The following is a 17,070-nucleotide window of genomic DNA, read 5'->3' as shown; positions in this document are numbered from 1 at the left end:
GTACGACGCTTTTTCATTTAATCTGTGTTAATAGATTACGCGTTAGCTTTTTCTAAATGCACATCTATATTGTTGCCTGCATCTGGATCATTGTAGACACTCTCATTGAGCTGTCCTTCGCTTTTCGCAACAACGACAGAAACAACGGCGTCACCAGAGATATTGACCGCAGTACGGATCATGTCCAACAAGCGATCTACGCCAAGTATCAAGCCAATACCCTCAATAGGTAAGCCAACTTGTGTGAACACCATAGACAACATAATAAGGCCCACACCAGGAACACCGGCGGTGCCAATAGAAGCCAGAACGGACATTAAGATAACCGTTAAATAGCCCATCATACCAAGATCTACATTGTAGATATTCGCAATAAATACAGTGGCAACACCCTGCATGATCGCAGTGCCGTCCATATTTATGGTTGCGCCAAAGGGTACAGTAAACGAAGCCACTGAATTTTTCACACCCAGACGCTCAGTTACCGTACGTAACGTCACAGGAATAGTCGCATTTGAGCTTGAAGTACTGAACGCAAAGACTTGTGTACTACGCATCTTCTTGATGAAGGTAAAAGGGCTTAAGCCTGACATGACTTTCAGTACGATCTGTAACGTTACAAACAAATGGAACAATAGAACGCCGATCAATACCAACACATAGCCAAGCAGCTGCTCTAGTAGATCCAACCCTAGATTAGCAATGGCTTTTGCGATAAGACAAAATACAGCGTAAGGCGCAACAGCCATAATCACGGTGACCATTTTCATCATGATTTCATTAAGAGCTTCAACAAAACTACTGACTGATTCGGCTTTTTTACCAACCATTAATAAGCTGATACCAAACACAATCGAGAAGAAAATAACCGGCAGCATTTCACCTTTAGCCATAGCGCTAATTGGGTTTGAAGGCACAATATTAATGATGACGGATGACAGAGATGGCGCTTCTTTTCCAGAGAAGTTGGCGTTAGAAACTGCGTTCATCCCTTCGCCAATACCTAAGCCTGATGCTATAAATAGAGCCGTAGCAATCGCGATCGCTGTGGTTATTAAATATAAAATGAATGCTTTGGAGCCAATACGCCCAAGCAATCTAATATCACCAATGCCACATACACCAGACACCAATGAGAAAAACACTAAAGGAACAACCAACATTTTCAGTGCATTTACAAACATGCTACCGACAATGTGAAACACTCCATTGGTTAGATAACTGTTTACCCATGTACCAGAAACGTTAGACCCTGTTAAATTAATAATCAGTCCAACGATGATACCAAGCGCCATTCCCAACAATACTTTAACGGTTATATTCATAGCTCTCTCTCTGATTCTTATTAGTTGTATTAATTAGCGATGCCAAAATTCACAATACCAAGCGTCACTAAGGCAAATTTCACGATGCTAAATAGATGTGGAGGAAAATAAAAGTTGGGCATCATACATGGCATTACTGTGGATCAAAACCTCTTTTTTGACGATGTGAAAAAAAGAGGGCTGGTATTTAGCCATCACACCCACCAAATCAACCAAAATTATAAGTTGCTAATAAAAGGTATCTATTTAAGAAATGATTTAAATGTTCGATATAGTTGTGGTGTCAGTGCCTAATTTGTCAAACAGAGCCCATCAAGGCTTAGGAGATTTTGCATAAGCATTTATACTAAACACAACACTACCATTTACGTTTTCATTGGAGAGAATATGAAGCTCACAAACATGAGTGTGCGTCGCCAGCTTATGATTCTGATTGTCGGCTCTATCATTGGTTTGGTCGCTTTGGTCGGAGTGGGCTTGCTACAAACTAATAACGTTTATACCTCTTCCAATCACGTCAATGTTAAAACAGTGCCTTCTATTGAAGTCATGTTGAAAATAAGCAAAGCAATCAGCGAAGTACGCCGCTTATCATATGTACATGTGCTAGAAAAAGACAAAGACCAGAAGCTAAAAGTAGACGCTCAACTGAAAGTTCAAGTCGCTAATGTATATAAAGGATTTGAAAGTTATAAATCATTAGTAACTAGTGAAAAGGATCAAGCTTTACTCGACAATGAAATCGCGGCTTTTGAGGTTTATAACGAAAAAAGAGAGAAAGCCATTTCTTTATCCCGAAAGGGCATTCAAGCCGCAGCTACCAAGGTGCTGCTGTATACCACAGCGGAAGCCGAGCAGCTTACCCAAGCGCTCAATGAACACATCGCTTTTAACGAAGAAATTGGTAAAACGGGCGCTAAAAATGCGGTAACGGCTATTTGGCAGTCCGTTATCATCCAGATCAGTATTGCCTTGGCCGTTATCGCTGTGGTGTTTAGTATCGGGATGATGATCTTGAAAAACATCATGAAATCTCTGGGGGGAGAACCTAAAGACGTCGCTGAAATTGCGAATCAGATAGCCCAAGGTAATACGGGTATTGCCATTCAGCTCCATGAAAAAGACGATGGTAGTAGTCTCAAAGCGAGCATGAAAAAAATGGTCGATATTATCCAAGATATTGTCCAAGACCTTTCTGAAAAAATGGCGGCATTAGCCGAAGGCGACCTGCGAGTTAGAATTACAAAAGAATATATTGGCAATTTTTCCACCATTAAGAACAGCACAAATGGAATGATCGATCAGTTAAAAGACATTATTGTTGAAACCCAAAGTGCGATGGATCAAATGGCAGCAGCAAGCTCTCAAGTGAGTGTCACCGCTCAGGATCTTTCCAGTAGTGCGGCCTTAATGACAGAGAACCTTGAAAACACCACAGCCGCTATTGATAAAATCTCGACCAGTATCAACCAAAACTCCGAGAATGCTGCTACGACCAACGACATTGCGCTCAATGCCAGTAATAAAGCGGTGCAAGGCGGTGAAGCGGTTGACCAGACAGTTGCTATTATGCAAAAAATTGCTGATAAGATTGGCATTATTGAAGACATTGCAGAACAGACAAATCTGCTTGCACTGAATGCTGCCATTGAAGCGGCTCGAGCAGGAGAGCATGGTCGAGGTTTTGCGGTCGTTGCCAGTGAGGTCAGAAACCTCGCAGAAAAAAGCCAACAAGCCGCTCAAGAAATTAGCGATATTACCGTGAATAGCGTCAAAATCAGTGTGCAAGCCGGTCTTTTACTAAAAGAAGTGGTTCCGCAAATTCTACAGACCTCTGAGCTGATTCAAGCGATAGCCAGTGTCGGTATTGAGCAAAACACTCGAGTAGAGCAAATTCATCAAGCAATGCAGCAGTTAGATAACATTACCCGTCAAAATACCAATGGTAGTGAAGAGCTAGCAAGCACAAGTGAGCAGATGACGGTTCAAGCCGAACAGCTGAAACGTATGATGGGCTTCTTTAAAATTTACCAGTAAGCAGAACTGTCTTCGAGACAGTTACGACTAATTTAAAATAAAAAATATTAGGAATATCACTATGAGTCAATTACACACAGGGTCTTGTCTATGCGGTACGGCAAAGTTCGAACTTAAAGGTGAATTCAAAAAGTTTTTTCTATGCCACTGTAGCCGTTGCCGTAAAAGCTCTGGCACTGCGCATTGCTCTAATCTTTTCGCACCTGGTGCTGAGTTAACGTGGCTAAGTGGCGAAGACAAACTCAGTTTTTATAAGCTTGAAGATACCAACTTTGCCCGTACCTTTTGCTCTGTTTGTGGCTCTAACGTTCCAACAGACGCAAAAGCCCGTGGCATAGTCATTGTACCTGCAGGATGCTTAGATACAGATGTAGACCTTTCTCCACAAGCTCATCTATTTACCGGCAGCAAAGGTAACTGGGACGAAGGTTTTGAAAACGTTCCTGCGTTTGAAGGGATGCCAAGCTAGACATCATTTTTCAACATAGAGCACAACGATAGAATGAAAAGCCAAGGCAGTTTGCCTTGGCTTTTCATGCATCACGTTCGATACAAAAACAACACGCCCATTATCAGGCACTCATAATTAAGCACTCATAAGCGGATAATCTGTATAGCCTTTGCCGTCTGGCGTATAGAAGGTTGCTTGGTCTGGTGCATTAAAATCAGCACCTGCTTTTACACGCTCTACAAAGTCAGGATTGGCAAGAATACCAGTGCCAAACGCAACACTATCCGCTTGTTTATCAGCGATCACTTGGCTTGCTTCTTCTGGGCTATAACCCATATTTACCATTAAATGCCCTTTATACACTTCACGTACGGCAGGAACGACATCGGCTTTTTGAATTCCAAAAAAGTCCGCTCGCATTAGATGCAAATACGCCAGATTATAACCATTCAATAATTCAGCAAGATAGCGAACGAGACCAACAGGATCACTGTCTTTCATGCTGTTGAAGCTATTTAATGGCGATAAACGTAAGCCCACTCGCCCACTGCCCATTACCTCAGTGACCGCGTCTAGAACCTCGGTTAAAAAACGCGCACGATTTTCAAAAGAGCCACCGTATTCATCGGTACGTTGGTTGGCACTGTCGCGTAAGAATTGGTCGATCAAATAACCATTAGCACCATGAATTTCAACCCCATCAAATCCTGCTTCTTTTGCATTAAGCGCTGCTTGTCGAAAATCATTCACGATGGTTTTGATTTCGCTCACAGTTAACGCATGAGGCACGGTATAAGGTTTTTTGCCTTCAGGTGTATGGGTTTCATCATCGATGGAAATAGCGCTTGGTGCCACCGCTTCTTTGCCACCATTCAATAAAGGGTGCGCCGCACGCCCAGCATGCCAAATTTGGATAAACACACGTCCGTCGGCTTTATGAACGGCATTGGTTGTTAGCTTCCAGCCTTCGATCTGCTCTTGAGAATAAATACCCGGATCATTACCAAAAGACGAGGTGTTTGCCGATACCATGGTGCATTCAGTGATTAATAAGCCCGTGCTGGCGCGTTGTGAATAATATTCTGCCATCAATGCATTTGGCTGGTGCCCAATGGCACGAGTACGCGTCAATGGCGCCATTACAATTCTATTGGGTAAGGTTAAATCACCCAATGTCACAGAACTCAATAGCGCATTTTTAGCCGTTGTCATGATTCACTCCAATAAGGTTTCAGTATTAATACAAAAGATAATCCATAGGTGCGTCTGTTTATGAAGAATTCAATCACTTGCGTTTTTATTGCTAGGTTGTTGACGAAAAGACGCACGTCTCCAACATTTTAGAATGAGTAGCACATTATTTCCTTGACTTAGACGAGCCTCATCTTTAATTTTATAGCACAAATATAACACGTGTAACATTTTAATATGAAAAGCAGAATGGTTTATCAAACCGAGCAAACTCGGGACAAAATTATTCGCGTTTCTGAAGGCCTTTTCATCGAGAACGGCTTTGCAGATACGCAAATGAAAGACATTGCGTCCGCTATAGGCATGAGCCGAAATACGCTCTACCGCTATTATCAAGATAAATACGACTTGGGATTTTCTATTCTAGTCGTGGTTCTGAAGCGTAAACTTGCAATTTATGATCGGATTATCGATGAGATAGAGGCACAGAAATACCCCAGTATTCGAGACGGTATTAAGGTGCTAATGAACGCCTATGCCGACATTCAATATCAAGACGACGATCGCTTTATCGCTGAATTTGATGGTTATTATGCCGGCTCTCGCATCCCTGTAGAATTTCGGGACTCGCTTTCTCTCATCCTGCCGGGCAACGTTAATCGGCTTACTGACCTTATTGTATTAGGCCAAAAGGAAGGCAGCATCCGATCTGATATTTCTCCGCACCTGCTTTCTATTACGCTGTCCAACGCCGTTCCCACTTTTTTTCGTCGAATGTTACTCCGTCAAGATGCTCTATTAGAAGCCGAAGACGACGCGATTCCGCAACTCACACCGACCCTGATCCAGCTATTAGTGGATGGAATTAAACCGGTAAATTAATCATTGATAAAGGATGAAAATAATGACAAAAAACATTCAAACAATGCTTCAGACTCTTACATTAGAAGAAAAGGCCATGCTGTGTATTGGCAAAGACGTCTGGCATTTGCATGGTATTGAACATCTAGATATGCCCTCTATTATGATGACGGATGGCCCTCATGGCTTACGAAAACAAGTGGGTGAAGGTGATCATGTCGGCCTTAATGACGCCGTACCAGCGACCTGTTTCCCGACAGGCCCAGGTTTAGCGGCATCCTGGAACACAACATTCATAGAAAAAATGGGGGTAGCGTTAGGCAAGGAATGTCGTGCACAAGGCGTGTCTGTTTTGCTCGGCCCAGGCGCCAACATTAAGCGCAACCCACTGGGTGGTCGTAACTTTGAGTACTTTTCAGAAGACCCATTACTTGCTGGCGATATTGCGGCAGCTTGGATCAAAGGTGTACAGAGCCAAGGCGTTGGCGCCAGCTTAAAACATTATGCGGTCAATAATCACGAGCACTGTCGTATGACGGTGGACGTCATCATCGACCAAAGAACACTGCGCGAAATCTACTTACCAGCCTTCGAAAAAGCGGTAACAACCACCCAACCTTGGACAGTTATGTGTTCTTACAACAAGGTAAACGGTACGTTTGCAGCTGAAAATAAAATACTTTTGGACGATATTCTCGTCAAAGACTGGGGATTTAAAGGCATTGTTGTCACGGACTGGGGTGCAAATAATAATAGAGTAGAGGGCATTAAACACGGTCAACACCTAGAGATGCCTGGTTCTGGCGATTTGAATACTAAGAAGATCATCGCTGCCATCGAGAATGGTCAACTGACCACGCAAGAATTAGATAAATCCGTCGCCCGTATATTAGAACTCATTCTAAAAGCCAAGACATCGTTGAATGAAGAGAAAGTCGCAGTAGATTTAAATGCTCACCATAAGCTTGCCGCTAGCATTGCCCAAGAATCCTGTGTTCTGCTTAAAAATGAGAATTTTCTGCCTATTTCCATCGATAAAAAAATTGCTGTGATCGGTGAGCTTGCGAATAACACCCGTTACCAAGGTGCTGGTAGCTCGAAAATTAATCCTTTTACAGTTGAACAGCCTTTAGACGAGATCAAAAAGATTTTTGGTAGAGACAATGTCAGTTATACCGCGGGCTATCATATTAATGATATGGAAGATGCCGCAGAGCAAAAGCGCGCGATGACATTAGCAGAACAAGCTGATGTGGTTTTTTTGTTCGTAGGATTAACGCCAAAATATGAATCTGAAGGCTTCGACCGCCAACACTTAGACTTGCCCCAAGTACAACTCGATTTAATCAACGCCTTAGAGAACCAACTCAGCAAAACCGTTGTTGTTTTACAAAACGGCGCCCCTATTACGCTGCCTTTTGTCGACGAAGTACCTGCGATTTTAGAAGCTTACTTAGGTGGTCAGGCAGGGGCTTCAGCCATTGCAAAAATACTGTCTGGTGAGGTAAACCCAAGCGGAAAACTAGCAGAAACGTTTCCGCTGGCGCTTGAAGACGTTCCAAGTCAACCGTATTTCCCCGGAACAACCAAACAGGTGCAATATCGCGAATCCATTTGGGTTGGATACCGTTACTTTGATACCACTAAAACAAAGGTATTATTTCCATTCGGACATGGCTTGTCTTACACCACGTTCGACTATTCAAATGTTCGCCTCAGTGGAGATACCCTTCAGGGCCAATCCGCTCAACTCGATCGCCATAATTTGATTAAAGTGAGCGTCACTATTACGAACACAGGCGACCGCGCAGGAGCTGAAGTCGTACAGTGTTATGTTGGCCAAGCAACACCATCACAACCTCGTCCAAAAAAAGAACTTAAAGCATTCAAGAAGGTTTTTCTAGCTGCGGGCGAAAGCCAAGTCATTGAACTTGAATTAGATTATAGAGCTTTCGCGTACTGGAATAGCAAACAATCCGCCTGGTTAGCGGAAAGTAACGATTACACGATTTCTCTTGGTTCTTCCGTGGAAGATATCCGTGACGCTGTCATCGTAACGCTTAAAACCGACACTCCATTGGCACCGGCCAATACAGCATTAAAGACGTATTTCGAGCCAGCAAAACGCGACTTCCACGACGAAGCATTTATTGCCTTGTTGGGGCACAGTATTCCACAAGAAATACCTCTAACGCCTTATCATCTGAACTCAACCATTGGAGAAATCGCCAACACGTCATTAGGTAAACCGCTGTTTGATTCAATGTTAGCTATATTTAATACCATGATGGGCGCTGGAGCCAATGACTCTGCTGCAGAAGCCAGTAGATTGATGGCGCAAGCTCTCGTCGTTGATATGCCACTGCGAAACCTGCCAGTCTTCAATCCACAATATTACACAGAAGCACAAATAGTACAGATAATTAACGCATTGAATAAGCTTGAAAATAAGCAAAAAGACAAACAATAAAACGAAGAAAAGCCGTAGAATCTGCGAGCCGATTTTACTGCTTTTCCTAAATAAAATAGAAAAGAGTTATCCATTTAAAAACAGTCTTGAACCCGTCGAAAGACGGGAGCAGGATATTAGTTTTCCACACTTAAAAAGAATATAGGTCTATTTAATGAAGTGTCCACACTGTAAAGAAAAACTAATATTCTCATCCCTTAGAAAAAGCCTACGTACCCCACAGACGTGCCAAAGCTGTAAAGAAGGTTATGCACTAACCATCAGCATTGGGCGGATGTTTTTGTTACTTTTACCGGTCGCTTTTAGCTTGTTTATGATCCGGCCTATTAGTCTCTATTGGGGAATTGACCCAACCTTTTTCTCAGCCTTAATTATTATTTTATATGGAGTCTCTTGTTTAACCATCGTTAAAAGAGCGGTTAAGTAACCAATGTTTAGGCCGCTTTCAGAAACTTGCGCTTGGTCTTAGTCTTAGTCTTAGCCGACATATTCTCAATTCGCCGTTGCTGGGCAATGGTGTGCGCGGCATCATAAATACGTTGTAGTTCATCCAAGCTGACGTCAACAAATACATCCTGTTGCTGCAACACCTGGTGTAAATCTTCCGCATTAAAATGCTCAACCGCAGATACCTCTTGTTGAGCAGGATTCGCTGCTGACTTTCTGTTTAACCAAAAAAGTGGGTAACGACGCCAATGAAAGAGATTATTAATGACCATGGCTAAAGCCAAGATAATCAAAATATTGACGAGGAACACAATGACCGACTCAGAGACATTAATCTGCTTTAGGTTAACCACAAAATAAAACGCCGTGGCGCCGCCGGGTGGGTGTAGACAACCCAAATAATGCATCAATATCACAGTGGCTCCAACGGCAAGAGCCGCTGTCGTCATGCTGGAATCCAACACACTCGCAAAACCCACGCCAACAGCAATAGACAGAGCCTGCCCAGCCAATACCGGCCAAGGTTGCGATAAGGCACCATGGGGTAACGTAAACACCAAGAAAGCAGAAGCGGCTGTCGAAGCAAAAAATAAAATATGTACTTCTGTGGATAAACTCCACTTTGTTACCAAAGCAACCACAGCAATCGCTAAGCAAGTTGTGACACCAGAGACAATACGCTCCAAATGTGAGGTGCGGTTGGTTTCCACCCCTATAAACTGACAAAGGGTCTTAAAAAACGACATCACCATAGGAAAAAACTCACACAGAAATAACAAAAGAGAGGATTGGGTAGTCAATACACCAAAATAACGAGCGCATAGGATACGGAAGCTTTTAGAATCAGTATAATCAATATTAAGTAATCATAAATTCAAAAAAATTGAAGTAAACAAGTCAGTATGGACATAGAGCTAGCCAAAACCTTCTTAGAAATCATGCAGTCAGGCACTTTTGCTAACGCAGCCAAGCGACTGAACATCACGCAAACGACGGTTACCGCAAGGATTCACTCGCTCGAATCGAGCATGAATTGCCAACTATTTATCCGTAATCGAAGTGGCGCTCGGTTAACTCCAGAAGGCGAGCGTTTCGTGAAATACGCCAAGGAGATTATTGCCTCATGGCGTGCAGCACAAGAAATTTACCGAGTTCCTCAAGCCGATAATAAAACGACATTATCACTAGGGGCTGACAACAGCTTGTGGAATCCTATTATGGTGGATTGGCTGGTTCAGTTGGCCGATTTAGAGCATTTACATCTGCACAGTCAAATCGACACTACTGATACGCTTTATCGTGCTATTCGAAACTTCCAATTGGATGCAGCACTAGTGCACAGTGCTCGCTATTATCCAGATTTAAACATCGAACAAGTTGCGGAAGAGAAGCTCATTCATGTGGCTTGTTCACACACGCCCAAGCCAAATATATTCATCGACTGGGGGGAAGAATTTGCCCAGCAATTTGATCGCTGTTTGCCATTTAACCGCCAAAACGCCATGCAATTTTCTCTCGGGCCCATGGCTCTAAAAGTCATGTTAAAACAAGGCGGCAACGGCTATTTTCGTACACGAGTGGTCGAACCATACCTGCAACAGGGGCGCCTAAAGCGAATGCCCGACGCCCCTGAATTTAGTTATCCTATTTATCTGGTTTCTCATCGAGGGCATTTACCCCGTGAGTTTGAACAAGCAAAACAGCGCTTAAAAAACGTATTAAAAAATACCGACCAATGGCCGGTATAAATGGCGCCGTAAGCCTAAAGGAAATAGGTGACGGCGTTAACTTACCGCCTCGGGCTCAACAGACATTTTCATGCCCCTAGTTTCTCTACCAAAGTACACTAATACACAGATCAAAACTGCGACAGTCCCGGCGACTATTGCCATTGCCAAACCGTAATTACCACCATGAGCAGACGCTATATTAGTCTGTACTTCCGCATTCACTGAGGCCAATAAGTTACCTGTTTGATAAACAAAGCTTGGCAAAATAGCGCGTGCATTAGCAGGAACTAATTCATTTAAATACGTAGGCACGACACCCCACGCTCCTTGCACCATGAATTGCATGAGAAAAGCACCGATACCGATCGCAATCGAGCCACTGGCAAACGCCCATAATGGGATGATAGGCAACGCTAAGAAAGCAGCCATCATGATCGCTTTCTTACGACCTATTTTTTCTGACAAGGTACCGAAAACCACACCGCCTAGCATGGCTGCGATGTTGTAACAGATGGCAATAATACTCACAGTATGAGTGTCAAAGTGATGCTGAACTTTCAAGAAAGTGGGGTATAAATCTTGTGTGCCATGGCTGAAAAAGTTAAAACAGGTCATCAACAACACCATAAACACGCACACTTTCCAGTTTTCTCGAATAGTTGGCCATATCGCCATTTTCTCTTTACGAGCTTGTGCTGCCAACCACACTGGGGATTCAGGCACTTTGAAATAAATAAAAGGTAAAAGCAAAATGGGCAAAGCACCGATCAAAAACATACCGCGCCAACCGGCCCACGCATAACATAAACCAAAGACAATCGAAGCAAGTAAATAACCGGCAGGATAGCCCGCTTGGAAAACACCTGACATAAAGCCGCGAGAGCGATCAGGAATACTTTCCATGACCAAGGCAGATGCAACCCCCCAAATTCCTCCCATGGCAATACCATATAAAACACGAAACGCCATAAAAGCCGTTAACGATGGCGACCACGCAGTAAGAATCTCAAAAATAGAAAATAACACTATGTTTGTCATAAGAATCGGACGACGCCCATACTTTTCAGCTAATCGCCCAAAGATCAGGGCACCTATCGGCCTGACGGCAAGCGTTAGCATAATCGCCATGGAAACGGTGGCAATCGTCGTCTTAAAATTAGCGGCTAGATCACTAAGTACAAAAACGAGAATAAAAAAATCAAACGCGTCCAACGTCCAGCTCGCAAAACTAGCAAAAGCCACATTGCGCTGGGTCGAGGTCAAAGAGAACATAATGACTTCCTTACAAGGTACAGCCGAGTAGGCAGAGGGAATTAGAGAAGACAAAACACGAGGCAACAATGCTTTCAGATACACTGTTTTATTAATGCTAGATCAGAACATTAGAAGGGGATCTATCAGCCGCGGTATATTTGTCTTTATTTTTTCTACGCTGAAAACACGTTATATTCCGAGGTTGGATAGTTTGTAAATCGATAGATACATATAGTCTAATTGTTTCCCCAGATAATATCGTCTCGTAAAGATTGCTTCTTCCATCCAATAAAATGAACATAATCCTTACAATTGTGGCGGCACATAAGCGTTATTTTCTATTGTTGGTCTCACGAGTTAAAAAAAACTCACAATTCACATAAAACAAAGTCGCCTTTTTATCCAAAATGCTACACTAGCGACTTTCGTATCCCGTATACCATTAAGCGAGCAAGTTCATGAGTTTTGCGTCATTAGGCCTTCATAAAACACTGATTAACACGGTTACCGAACGTGGTTACAGTAATCCCACACCTATTCAGAACGCGGCCATTCCCGCAATACTGGCGCAAAGAGATGTCATGGCTGGCGCACAAACAGGGACCGGTAAAACAGCGGCGTTTGCTCTGCCTTTGTTGCATCGTTTATTAGCACAAAATGATATAGACCAAACCAGCGAAGCGGGTCTGAATAACCAAAAGTATAAAAAAATTAGTGTCTTGGTGCTCACACCAACACGAGAATTGGCACAGCAGGTATACAACAGCTTTACCATGTACAGTAAAGATTCATCGGTACAATCTGTTGTTGTTTATGGCGGTGCCAGCATCAACACTCAAATTAGCGCCTTAAATAAAGGCTGTGATGTTTTGATTGCAACGCCTGGCCGTTTACTAGAATTACTGACCAAAAACCTAATAAAACTGCATGAATTGAAAACATTGGTGTTAGATGAGGCCGATCGAATGCTCGACATGGGCTTCATTGTCGATATCCAGCGAATCCTAACGAAGGTACCTAGCGGTCGCCAAACTTTGTTTTTCTCTGCCACCTTTAGTAATGAGATTCTTGCGCTCAGTAAAACCTTATTGAAAAACCCCAAATTAATCGAAGTAGATCAACGCAACGCAACGGCGAGTAAAGTCGAGCAAGTGGTCTACCAAGTAGATAACAATCAAAAAAGTGCGCTGTTGTCATTCTTGATCGGCTCGAAGAACTGGAAACAAGTACTAGTCTTCACTCGTACTAAGCAAGGTGCGGATGAACTCGCTAAAGAAATGCAGAAGGATGGCATTGCCACTCAAGCCATTCATGGTGATAAGTCACAAGGCGCACGCGATCGTGTTCTCGCAGATTTTAAAGCAGGTAAAGTAAGAGCATTGATCGCTACAGACATTGCTGCCAGAGGCTTGGATATCCAGAACTTACAATATGTTGTTAACCATGAGCTGCCTTACAATGCAGAAGATTACATCCACCGCATTGGTCGAACTGGTCGAGCTGGCTCAACAGGTCTAGCGGTCTCTTTAGTATCCGAAAAAGAAAACTACCTCTTAGCCGATATAGGAAAGCTGGTTGAAGAAAACTTTAACCCTAGATGGTTCCCAGGCTTCGAACCGGACTTAAATGCGCCATCTGAAACAAAGAAGAAACGCGAGCCCTCTAAGAAAGCACTTCGTGCGCACGCTCTTGGCGTTGACCGTAAGAAAAACAAAAAGCCACAACGTCGTCGCTAATACACCAAGAGAGGCATCGCTGATTCCTCTCTTCTATCTCTTGATTGACGGTTTTCTTTATGGTTTCGGCTGAGAGGCAAGCTCCATTTTGTCATAACCTCGCAGGCGATAATTTACTAAAGAAAACAACCAGCACACCGACATAATACCAATCACTATAAAGCCTGCATTACCAAGGTTATCACTAATCTCGGCAACACCGTGCCAAAATTCGCCGGTCAGATGTAGCTGTCCGCCGATCAAACCCAATGCCTCGAAGCCGCCGATAAAAAAGGCAACAATTACGGATGTCGCCGTGATAGTTATATTGTAATACAGCTTACGCATTGGTTTCTCAAACGCCCAACCATAGGCTTTCACCATCAACAAATTATCTAATGAATCCACAAGTGCCATCGCAACGGCAAACAAAGCAGGGAAAACCATAATCGACCAAGCTGACATACCATTTGAAGACCCTGCAGCAGAAATACCCAACAGACCAACTTCTGTCGCGGTGTCGAACCCTAAACCAAATAAAAAGCCGACAAAATACATTTGCCAACTGTGATTGATTAAAACAAATAATCGACCATATAGGCGACTCATCAGACCACCCGATATCACATGATCTGTGCGTTCATGTTGAGGCTCTCCTCGTTTTAGCGCATTAAAGCGTTGCCAAACCTCATTCAAAATATACAAATTCACTAAGCCTAGCGCCAATAAAAACAAAGCGGATATGCTAGTGCTAATGATGCCACCAACATTCTGCCACCATCCGCTCTGCGTCGACAGATGACTAACAGCTAGTGCAATGGCTAGCGAGGCGAGAACAACAATCGTTGAGTGGCCTAATGAGAAAAATGCGCCCACTGCAAGTGGCTTTTGCTTTTGTTGCATGAGTTTACGAGTCACATTATCAATGGCTGCTATATGATCTGCATCCACTGCATGACGCAGCCCATAAGTCCAAGCTAATAACGCTGTCCCGATCAAAGACACATTGTCATGAAAGGTATAAAATGCCCATCCCCACGCAACGATGTTTGAGAGTACTAACGCCGACATCATAAAGAAGGCACGTCGTCGAGTTGAGTGTCGCAGAAATAGCATGAATGATCCCTTTTTAATTAATGATTAAAGGTTAGAGACGGCTTAAACGCTGAGCTGCTTCAATGAGAGTGCCTTCCTCTTTAGCAAAACAAAGACGAATCAATCGTTGACCTTTAGGCGCTTGCTGATAAAAAACACTCACCGGAATCGCCGCCACACCCACTTCATCTACTAACCATTCACAAAATTCCACGTCATCAAGATCGCTAATATCACGGTAATCTAACAACTGAAAATACGTGCCATCACAAGGCAATAAAGTAAAACGACTGTCTGCCAACGCATTTCTTAGAACATCTCGTTTTTTCTGATAGAACGCAGCCAATTCGGCGCTGCTCTCTGGCGCCTGCTCTAAGTGTTCAGCCAAGGCTTGTTGCAAAGGCGTCGCCGTACAGAAAGTCACATACTGATGAACTTTACGCAGCTCTACCATTAACTCTATTGGTGCCACCACATACCCTACTTTCCACCCAGTTAAATGAAAACTTTTACCAAACGAAGACACCACTAAGCTACGCTCACTTAACTTAGCGTGTTTGTGAACACTTACTGCGCTTTCACCAAAATGAATAAATTCATAGACTTCATCAGACAATACATAAATATCTCGGCTTTTAATCGCTTGCCACAGAAGCTCTAAATCGCCGGTAGTCCAACAGCTACCTGTTGGGTTATGCGGTGTATTAATCAGTACTAAGCGTGTTTTGTCTGTCAGCAGAGACGCAAACACTTGCCAATCAGGACGAAAATCTGGTGCTGTGAGTGTTACTCGTCGGCAAACCCCACCTGCTAATATAATCGCGGACTCATACAAGTCATAAGCAGGGTCAAATAGAATGACTTCATCACCCTGATGAACTAACGCAGTAATGGCATCAAAGATCGCTTCAGAAGCTCCACTGGTCACCGTTATTTCACCCACTGGACTCACGCCGCGCCCATAGTGTCGAGCAATCAACTCAGCAATCGCGTCCCGTAAAGCAGGCAATCCCGCCATGGGTGAATATTGATTATTGCCATTTAACAGAGCTTCAGATGCTCTAGTTAATAGTCTTTCATCTGGCCTAAAGTCAGGAAACCCTTGAGACAAATTAATAGCCCCCTTCTCGGCCGCCAAAGCTGACATTTTAGTAAAAATAGTGGTTCCCACATCGGGTAATTTGGAAGCGATAGTCACGTGATATTGGCCTTAAAACAGAATAAGATGTCTAGAATAATCCAGCTAGTTAAAAGACTTACAGACAAAAGATCAATAGATTCTCTTTCACTTATCAATGAGGATTCTGCATCCAGCCGTCATTCCCTTTTATTCCTCTTGAAAAAGGGCAGATGTTAGCCAAAACATCAATTATCGGAGATAATTTAATCGTTTCCCTATGATTTACGATATAGTGATAAATTGAGACGTCGATGAGAGCGGAATATCAAAAGTGAATGGCGTAATGGCTAAATAAGGTCAATTTTCTTCGCATTAAATCACTTTTTCCATAGTGTAAACCAAGCCTAGCTTGGCCAAAATAAGGAATATATTTTTGTTTTTTGTTTCTGTTAGTGACATCTATCATCTAATGCCTGTATAAGGAGCAGCATGAAAATCCCTAAGAGAATTCAACCGCTTCTTGAAGACGGTTTGGTCGATGAAGTACTTCGACAATTAATGAGCGGTAAAGAAGCCACCGTATATGTGGTTCGCTGTGGTTCGGATATTCGCTGTGCCAAAGTCTATAAAGAAGCCAGCAAACGCAGCTTTAAACAAGCTGTCCAATACCGTGAAGGCCGTAAAGTAAAAAACAGTCGCCGCGCTCGCGCCATGGAGAAAGGCTCCAAATTTGGTCGAGAAGAACAAGAAAATCTATGGCATAACGCCGAAGTCGATGCATTGTACAAACTAGCAAATGCTGGAGTACGCGTGCCAAAACCGTATGGTTGCTTTGATGGTGTCTTGCTTATGGAACTCATCACTGATGACGATGGCGATGTTGCACCACGCTTAAATGACGTATCCATGTCTGCTGAGCAAGCACGCGAAGACTTTGATGTCATCATCAGGGATATCGTACGCATGTTATGTGCTGGTTTGGTGCATGGAGATTTATCAGAATTTAACGTTCTAGTGGATTCCAATGGCCCAGTGATTATCGACTTACCACAAGCCGTTGACGCCGTTGCTAATAACCATGCGGAATGGATGTTAGAGCGTGATGTGAACAATATGCGTGATTATTACGGCATGTTCGCTCCTGAGATTCTAGAAACAAAATATGCGAAAGAAATTTGGTCTATTTATGAGTCGGGCAAACTAACACCAGACACAGAATTAACAGGCCTGTTTGATGAGCCAACCGAAGAGGCGGATGTAGACGCTGTGTTGCTAGAAATACAAGAAGCATTAGCAGAAGAAGAAGATCGCCTAGCAAGAATGAACGCAGACGACGAAGAGAACTAAGAAAATACACTGATACCAATATATTTA

13 protein-coding genes are annotated in these 17,070 nt (G+C 43.2%); 7 read left to right on the top strand and 6 right to left on the bottom strand.

Annotated features, from left to right (window positions below):
- Window positions 1–35 precede the first annotated feature (35 nt).
- Window positions 36–1,325, bottom strand: a complete 1,290-nt coding sequence (locus E0D70_RS02855) for a dicarboxylate/amino acid:cation symporter (RefSeq protein WP_133010767.1) — start codon at window positions 1,323–1,325, stop codon at window positions 36–38.
- A 387-nt stretch (window positions 1,326–1,712) separates the two neighbouring features.
- Between E0D70_RS02855 and E0D70_RS02850 the strand changes: the two genes are divergently transcribed.
- Both E0D70_RS02850 and E0D70_RS02845 read left to right on the top strand, forming a co-directional pair.
- Window positions 1,713–3,362, top strand: coding sequence for a methyl-accepting chemotaxis protein (locus tag E0D70_RS02850; protein WP_133010766.1), 1,650 nt, complete (start codon window positions 1,713–1,715; stop codon window positions 3,360–3,362).
- A 61-nt stretch (window positions 3,363–3,423) separates the two neighbouring features.
- Entirely contained in the window at window positions 3,424–3,831 is a 408-nt protein-coding gene (locus E0D70_RS02845) for a GFA family protein (RefSeq protein WP_133010765.1), read from the top strand.
- A gap of 117 nt (window positions 3,832–3,948) precedes the next feature.
- Here E0D70_RS02845 and E0D70_RS02840 read toward each other — a convergent pair whose 3' ends face one another.
- Entirely contained in the window at window positions 3,949–5,025 is a 1,077-nt protein-coding gene (locus tag E0D70_RS02840; RefSeq protein WP_133010764.1) for an alkene reductase, read from the bottom strand.
- 216 nt (window positions 5,026–5,241) lie between these two features.
- Here E0D70_RS02840 and E0D70_RS02835 point away from each other — a divergent pair, with 216 nt between their 5' ends.
- Window positions 5,242–5,886 (top strand): TetR/AcrR family transcriptional regulator, encoded by a 645-nt coding sequence (locus E0D70_RS02835; protein WP_133010763.1) that lies wholly within the window; start codon window positions 5,242–5,244, stop codon window positions 5,884–5,886.
- 22 nt (window positions 5,887–5,908) lie between these two features.
- Window positions 5,909–8,335, top strand: coding sequence for a glycoside hydrolase family 3 C-terminal domain-containing protein (locus E0D70_RS02830; RefSeq protein ID WP_133010762.1), 2,427 nt, complete (start codon window positions 5,909–5,911; stop codon window positions 8,333–8,335).
- Between the two features lie 434 nt (window positions 8,336–8,769).
- Here the strand turns inward: E0D70_RS02830 and E0D70_RS02825 are convergent, their stop codons facing one another.
- A complete protein-coding gene (locus E0D70_RS02825; RefSeq protein ID WP_165942858.1) occupies window positions 8,770–9,492 on the bottom strand; it encodes an HPP family protein in 723 nt (240 codons plus the stop codon).
- 192 nt (window positions 9,493–9,684) lie between these two features.
- Here E0D70_RS02825 and E0D70_RS02820 point away from each other — a divergent pair, with 192 nt between their 5' ends.
- Window positions 9,685–10,530 (top strand): LysR family transcriptional regulator, encoded by an 846-nt coding sequence (locus E0D70_RS02820; protein WP_133010760.1) that lies wholly within the window; start codon window positions 9,685–9,687, stop codon window positions 10,528–10,530.
- Between the two features lie 36 nt (window positions 10,531–10,566).
- Here E0D70_RS02820 and E0D70_RS02815 read toward each other — a convergent pair whose 3' ends face one another.
- The gene (locus tag E0D70_RS02815) at window positions 10,567–11,784 is read right to left on the bottom strand and encodes an MFS transporter (protein WP_133010759.1); all 1,218 of its coding nucleotides are present in this window, start codon (window positions 11,782–11,784) and stop codon (window positions 10,567–10,569) included.
- A 440-nt stretch (window positions 11,785–12,224) separates the two neighbouring features.
- Here E0D70_RS02815 and E0D70_RS02810 point away from each other — a divergent pair, with 440 nt between their 5' ends.
- A complete protein-coding gene (locus E0D70_RS02810) occupies window positions 12,225–13,502 on the top strand; it encodes a DEAD/DEAH box helicase (RefSeq protein ID WP_133010758.1) in 1,278 nt (425 codons plus the stop codon).
- Window positions 13,503–13,559: 57 nt separating this feature from the next.
- On the opposite strand, the gene E0D70_RS02805 is transcribed toward E0D70_RS02810, so the two are convergent.
- The gene (locus tag E0D70_RS02805) at window positions 13,560–14,597 is read right to left on the bottom strand and encodes a HoxN/HupN/NixA family nickel/cobalt transporter (RefSeq protein ID WP_133010757.1); all 1,038 of its coding nucleotides are present in this window, start codon (window positions 14,595–14,597) and stop codon (window positions 13,560–13,562) included.
- Window positions 14,598–14,628: 31 nt separating this feature from the next.
- Complete coding sequence (locus tag E0D70_RS02800; RefSeq protein ID WP_133010756.1) at window positions 14,629–15,774, bottom strand: methionine aminotransferase; 1,146 nt, start codon at window positions 15,772–15,774, stop codon at window positions 14,629–14,631.
- Between the two features lie 411 nt (window positions 15,775–16,185).
- On the opposite strand from E0D70_RS02800, the gene E0D70_RS02795 reads away from it, so the two are divergent.
- Window positions 16,186–17,043, top strand: coding sequence for a PA4780 family RIO1-like protein kinase (locus tag E0D70_RS02795; RefSeq protein ID WP_133010755.1), 858 nt, complete (start codon window positions 16,186–16,188; stop codon window positions 17,041–17,043).
- Window positions 17,044–17,070: the final 27 nt, after the last annotated feature.

Source organism: Marinomonas flavescens (assembly GCF_004352835.1).
Lineage (GTDB): Bacteria > Pseudomonadota > Gammaproteobacteria > Pseudomonadales > Marinomonadaceae > Marinomonas > Marinomonas flavescens.
The sequence above is the reverse complement of the archived record's forward strand: the minus strand, read 5'-3'. Positions and strand labels throughout refer to the sequence as shown.

Excerpts from the sequence above, each read along its gene's own strand:
- E0D70_RS02855 (WP_133010767.1), bottom strand. The coding sequence starts at position 1,325 with ATGAATATAACCGTTAAAGTATTGTTGGGAATGGCGCTTGGTATCATC.
- E0D70_RS02850 (WP_133010766.1), top strand. The coding sequence starts at position 1,713 with ATGAAGCTCACAAACATGAGTGTGCGTCGCCAGCTTATGATTCTGATT.
- E0D70_RS02845 (WP_133010765.1), top strand. The coding sequence starts at position 3,424 with ATGAGTCAATTACACACAGGGTCTTGTCTATGCGGTACGGCAAAGTTC.
- E0D70_RS02840 (WP_133010764.1), bottom strand. The coding sequence starts at position 5,025 with ATGACAACGGCTAAAAATGCGCTATTGAGTTCTGTGACATTGGGTGAT.
- E0D70_RS02835 (WP_133010763.1), top strand. The coding sequence starts at position 5,242 with ATGAAAAGCAGAATGGTTTATCAAACCGAGCAAACTCGGGACAAAATT.
- E0D70_RS02830 (WP_133010762.1), top strand. The coding sequence starts at position 5,909 with ATGACAAAAAACATTCAAACAATGCTTCAGACTCTTACATTAGAAGAA.
- E0D70_RS02820 (WP_133010760.1), top strand. The coding sequence starts at position 9,685 with ATGGACATAGAGCTAGCCAAAACCTTCTTAGAAATCATGCAGTCAGGC.
- E0D70_RS02815 (WP_133010759.1), bottom strand. The coding sequence starts at position 11,784 with ATGTTCTCTTTGACCTCGACCCAGCGCAATGTGGCTTTTGCTAGTTTT.
- E0D70_RS02810 (WP_133010758.1), top strand. The coding sequence starts at position 12,225 with ATGAGTTTTGCGTCATTAGGCCTTCATAAAACACTGATTAACACGGTT.
- E0D70_RS02805 (WP_133010757.1), bottom strand. The coding sequence starts at position 14,597 with ATGCTATTTCTGCGACACTCAACTCGACGACGTGCCTTCTTTATGATG.
- E0D70_RS02795 (WP_133010755.1), top strand. The coding sequence starts at position 16,186 with ATGAAAATCCCTAAGAGAATTCAACCGCTTCTTGAAGACGGTTTGGTC.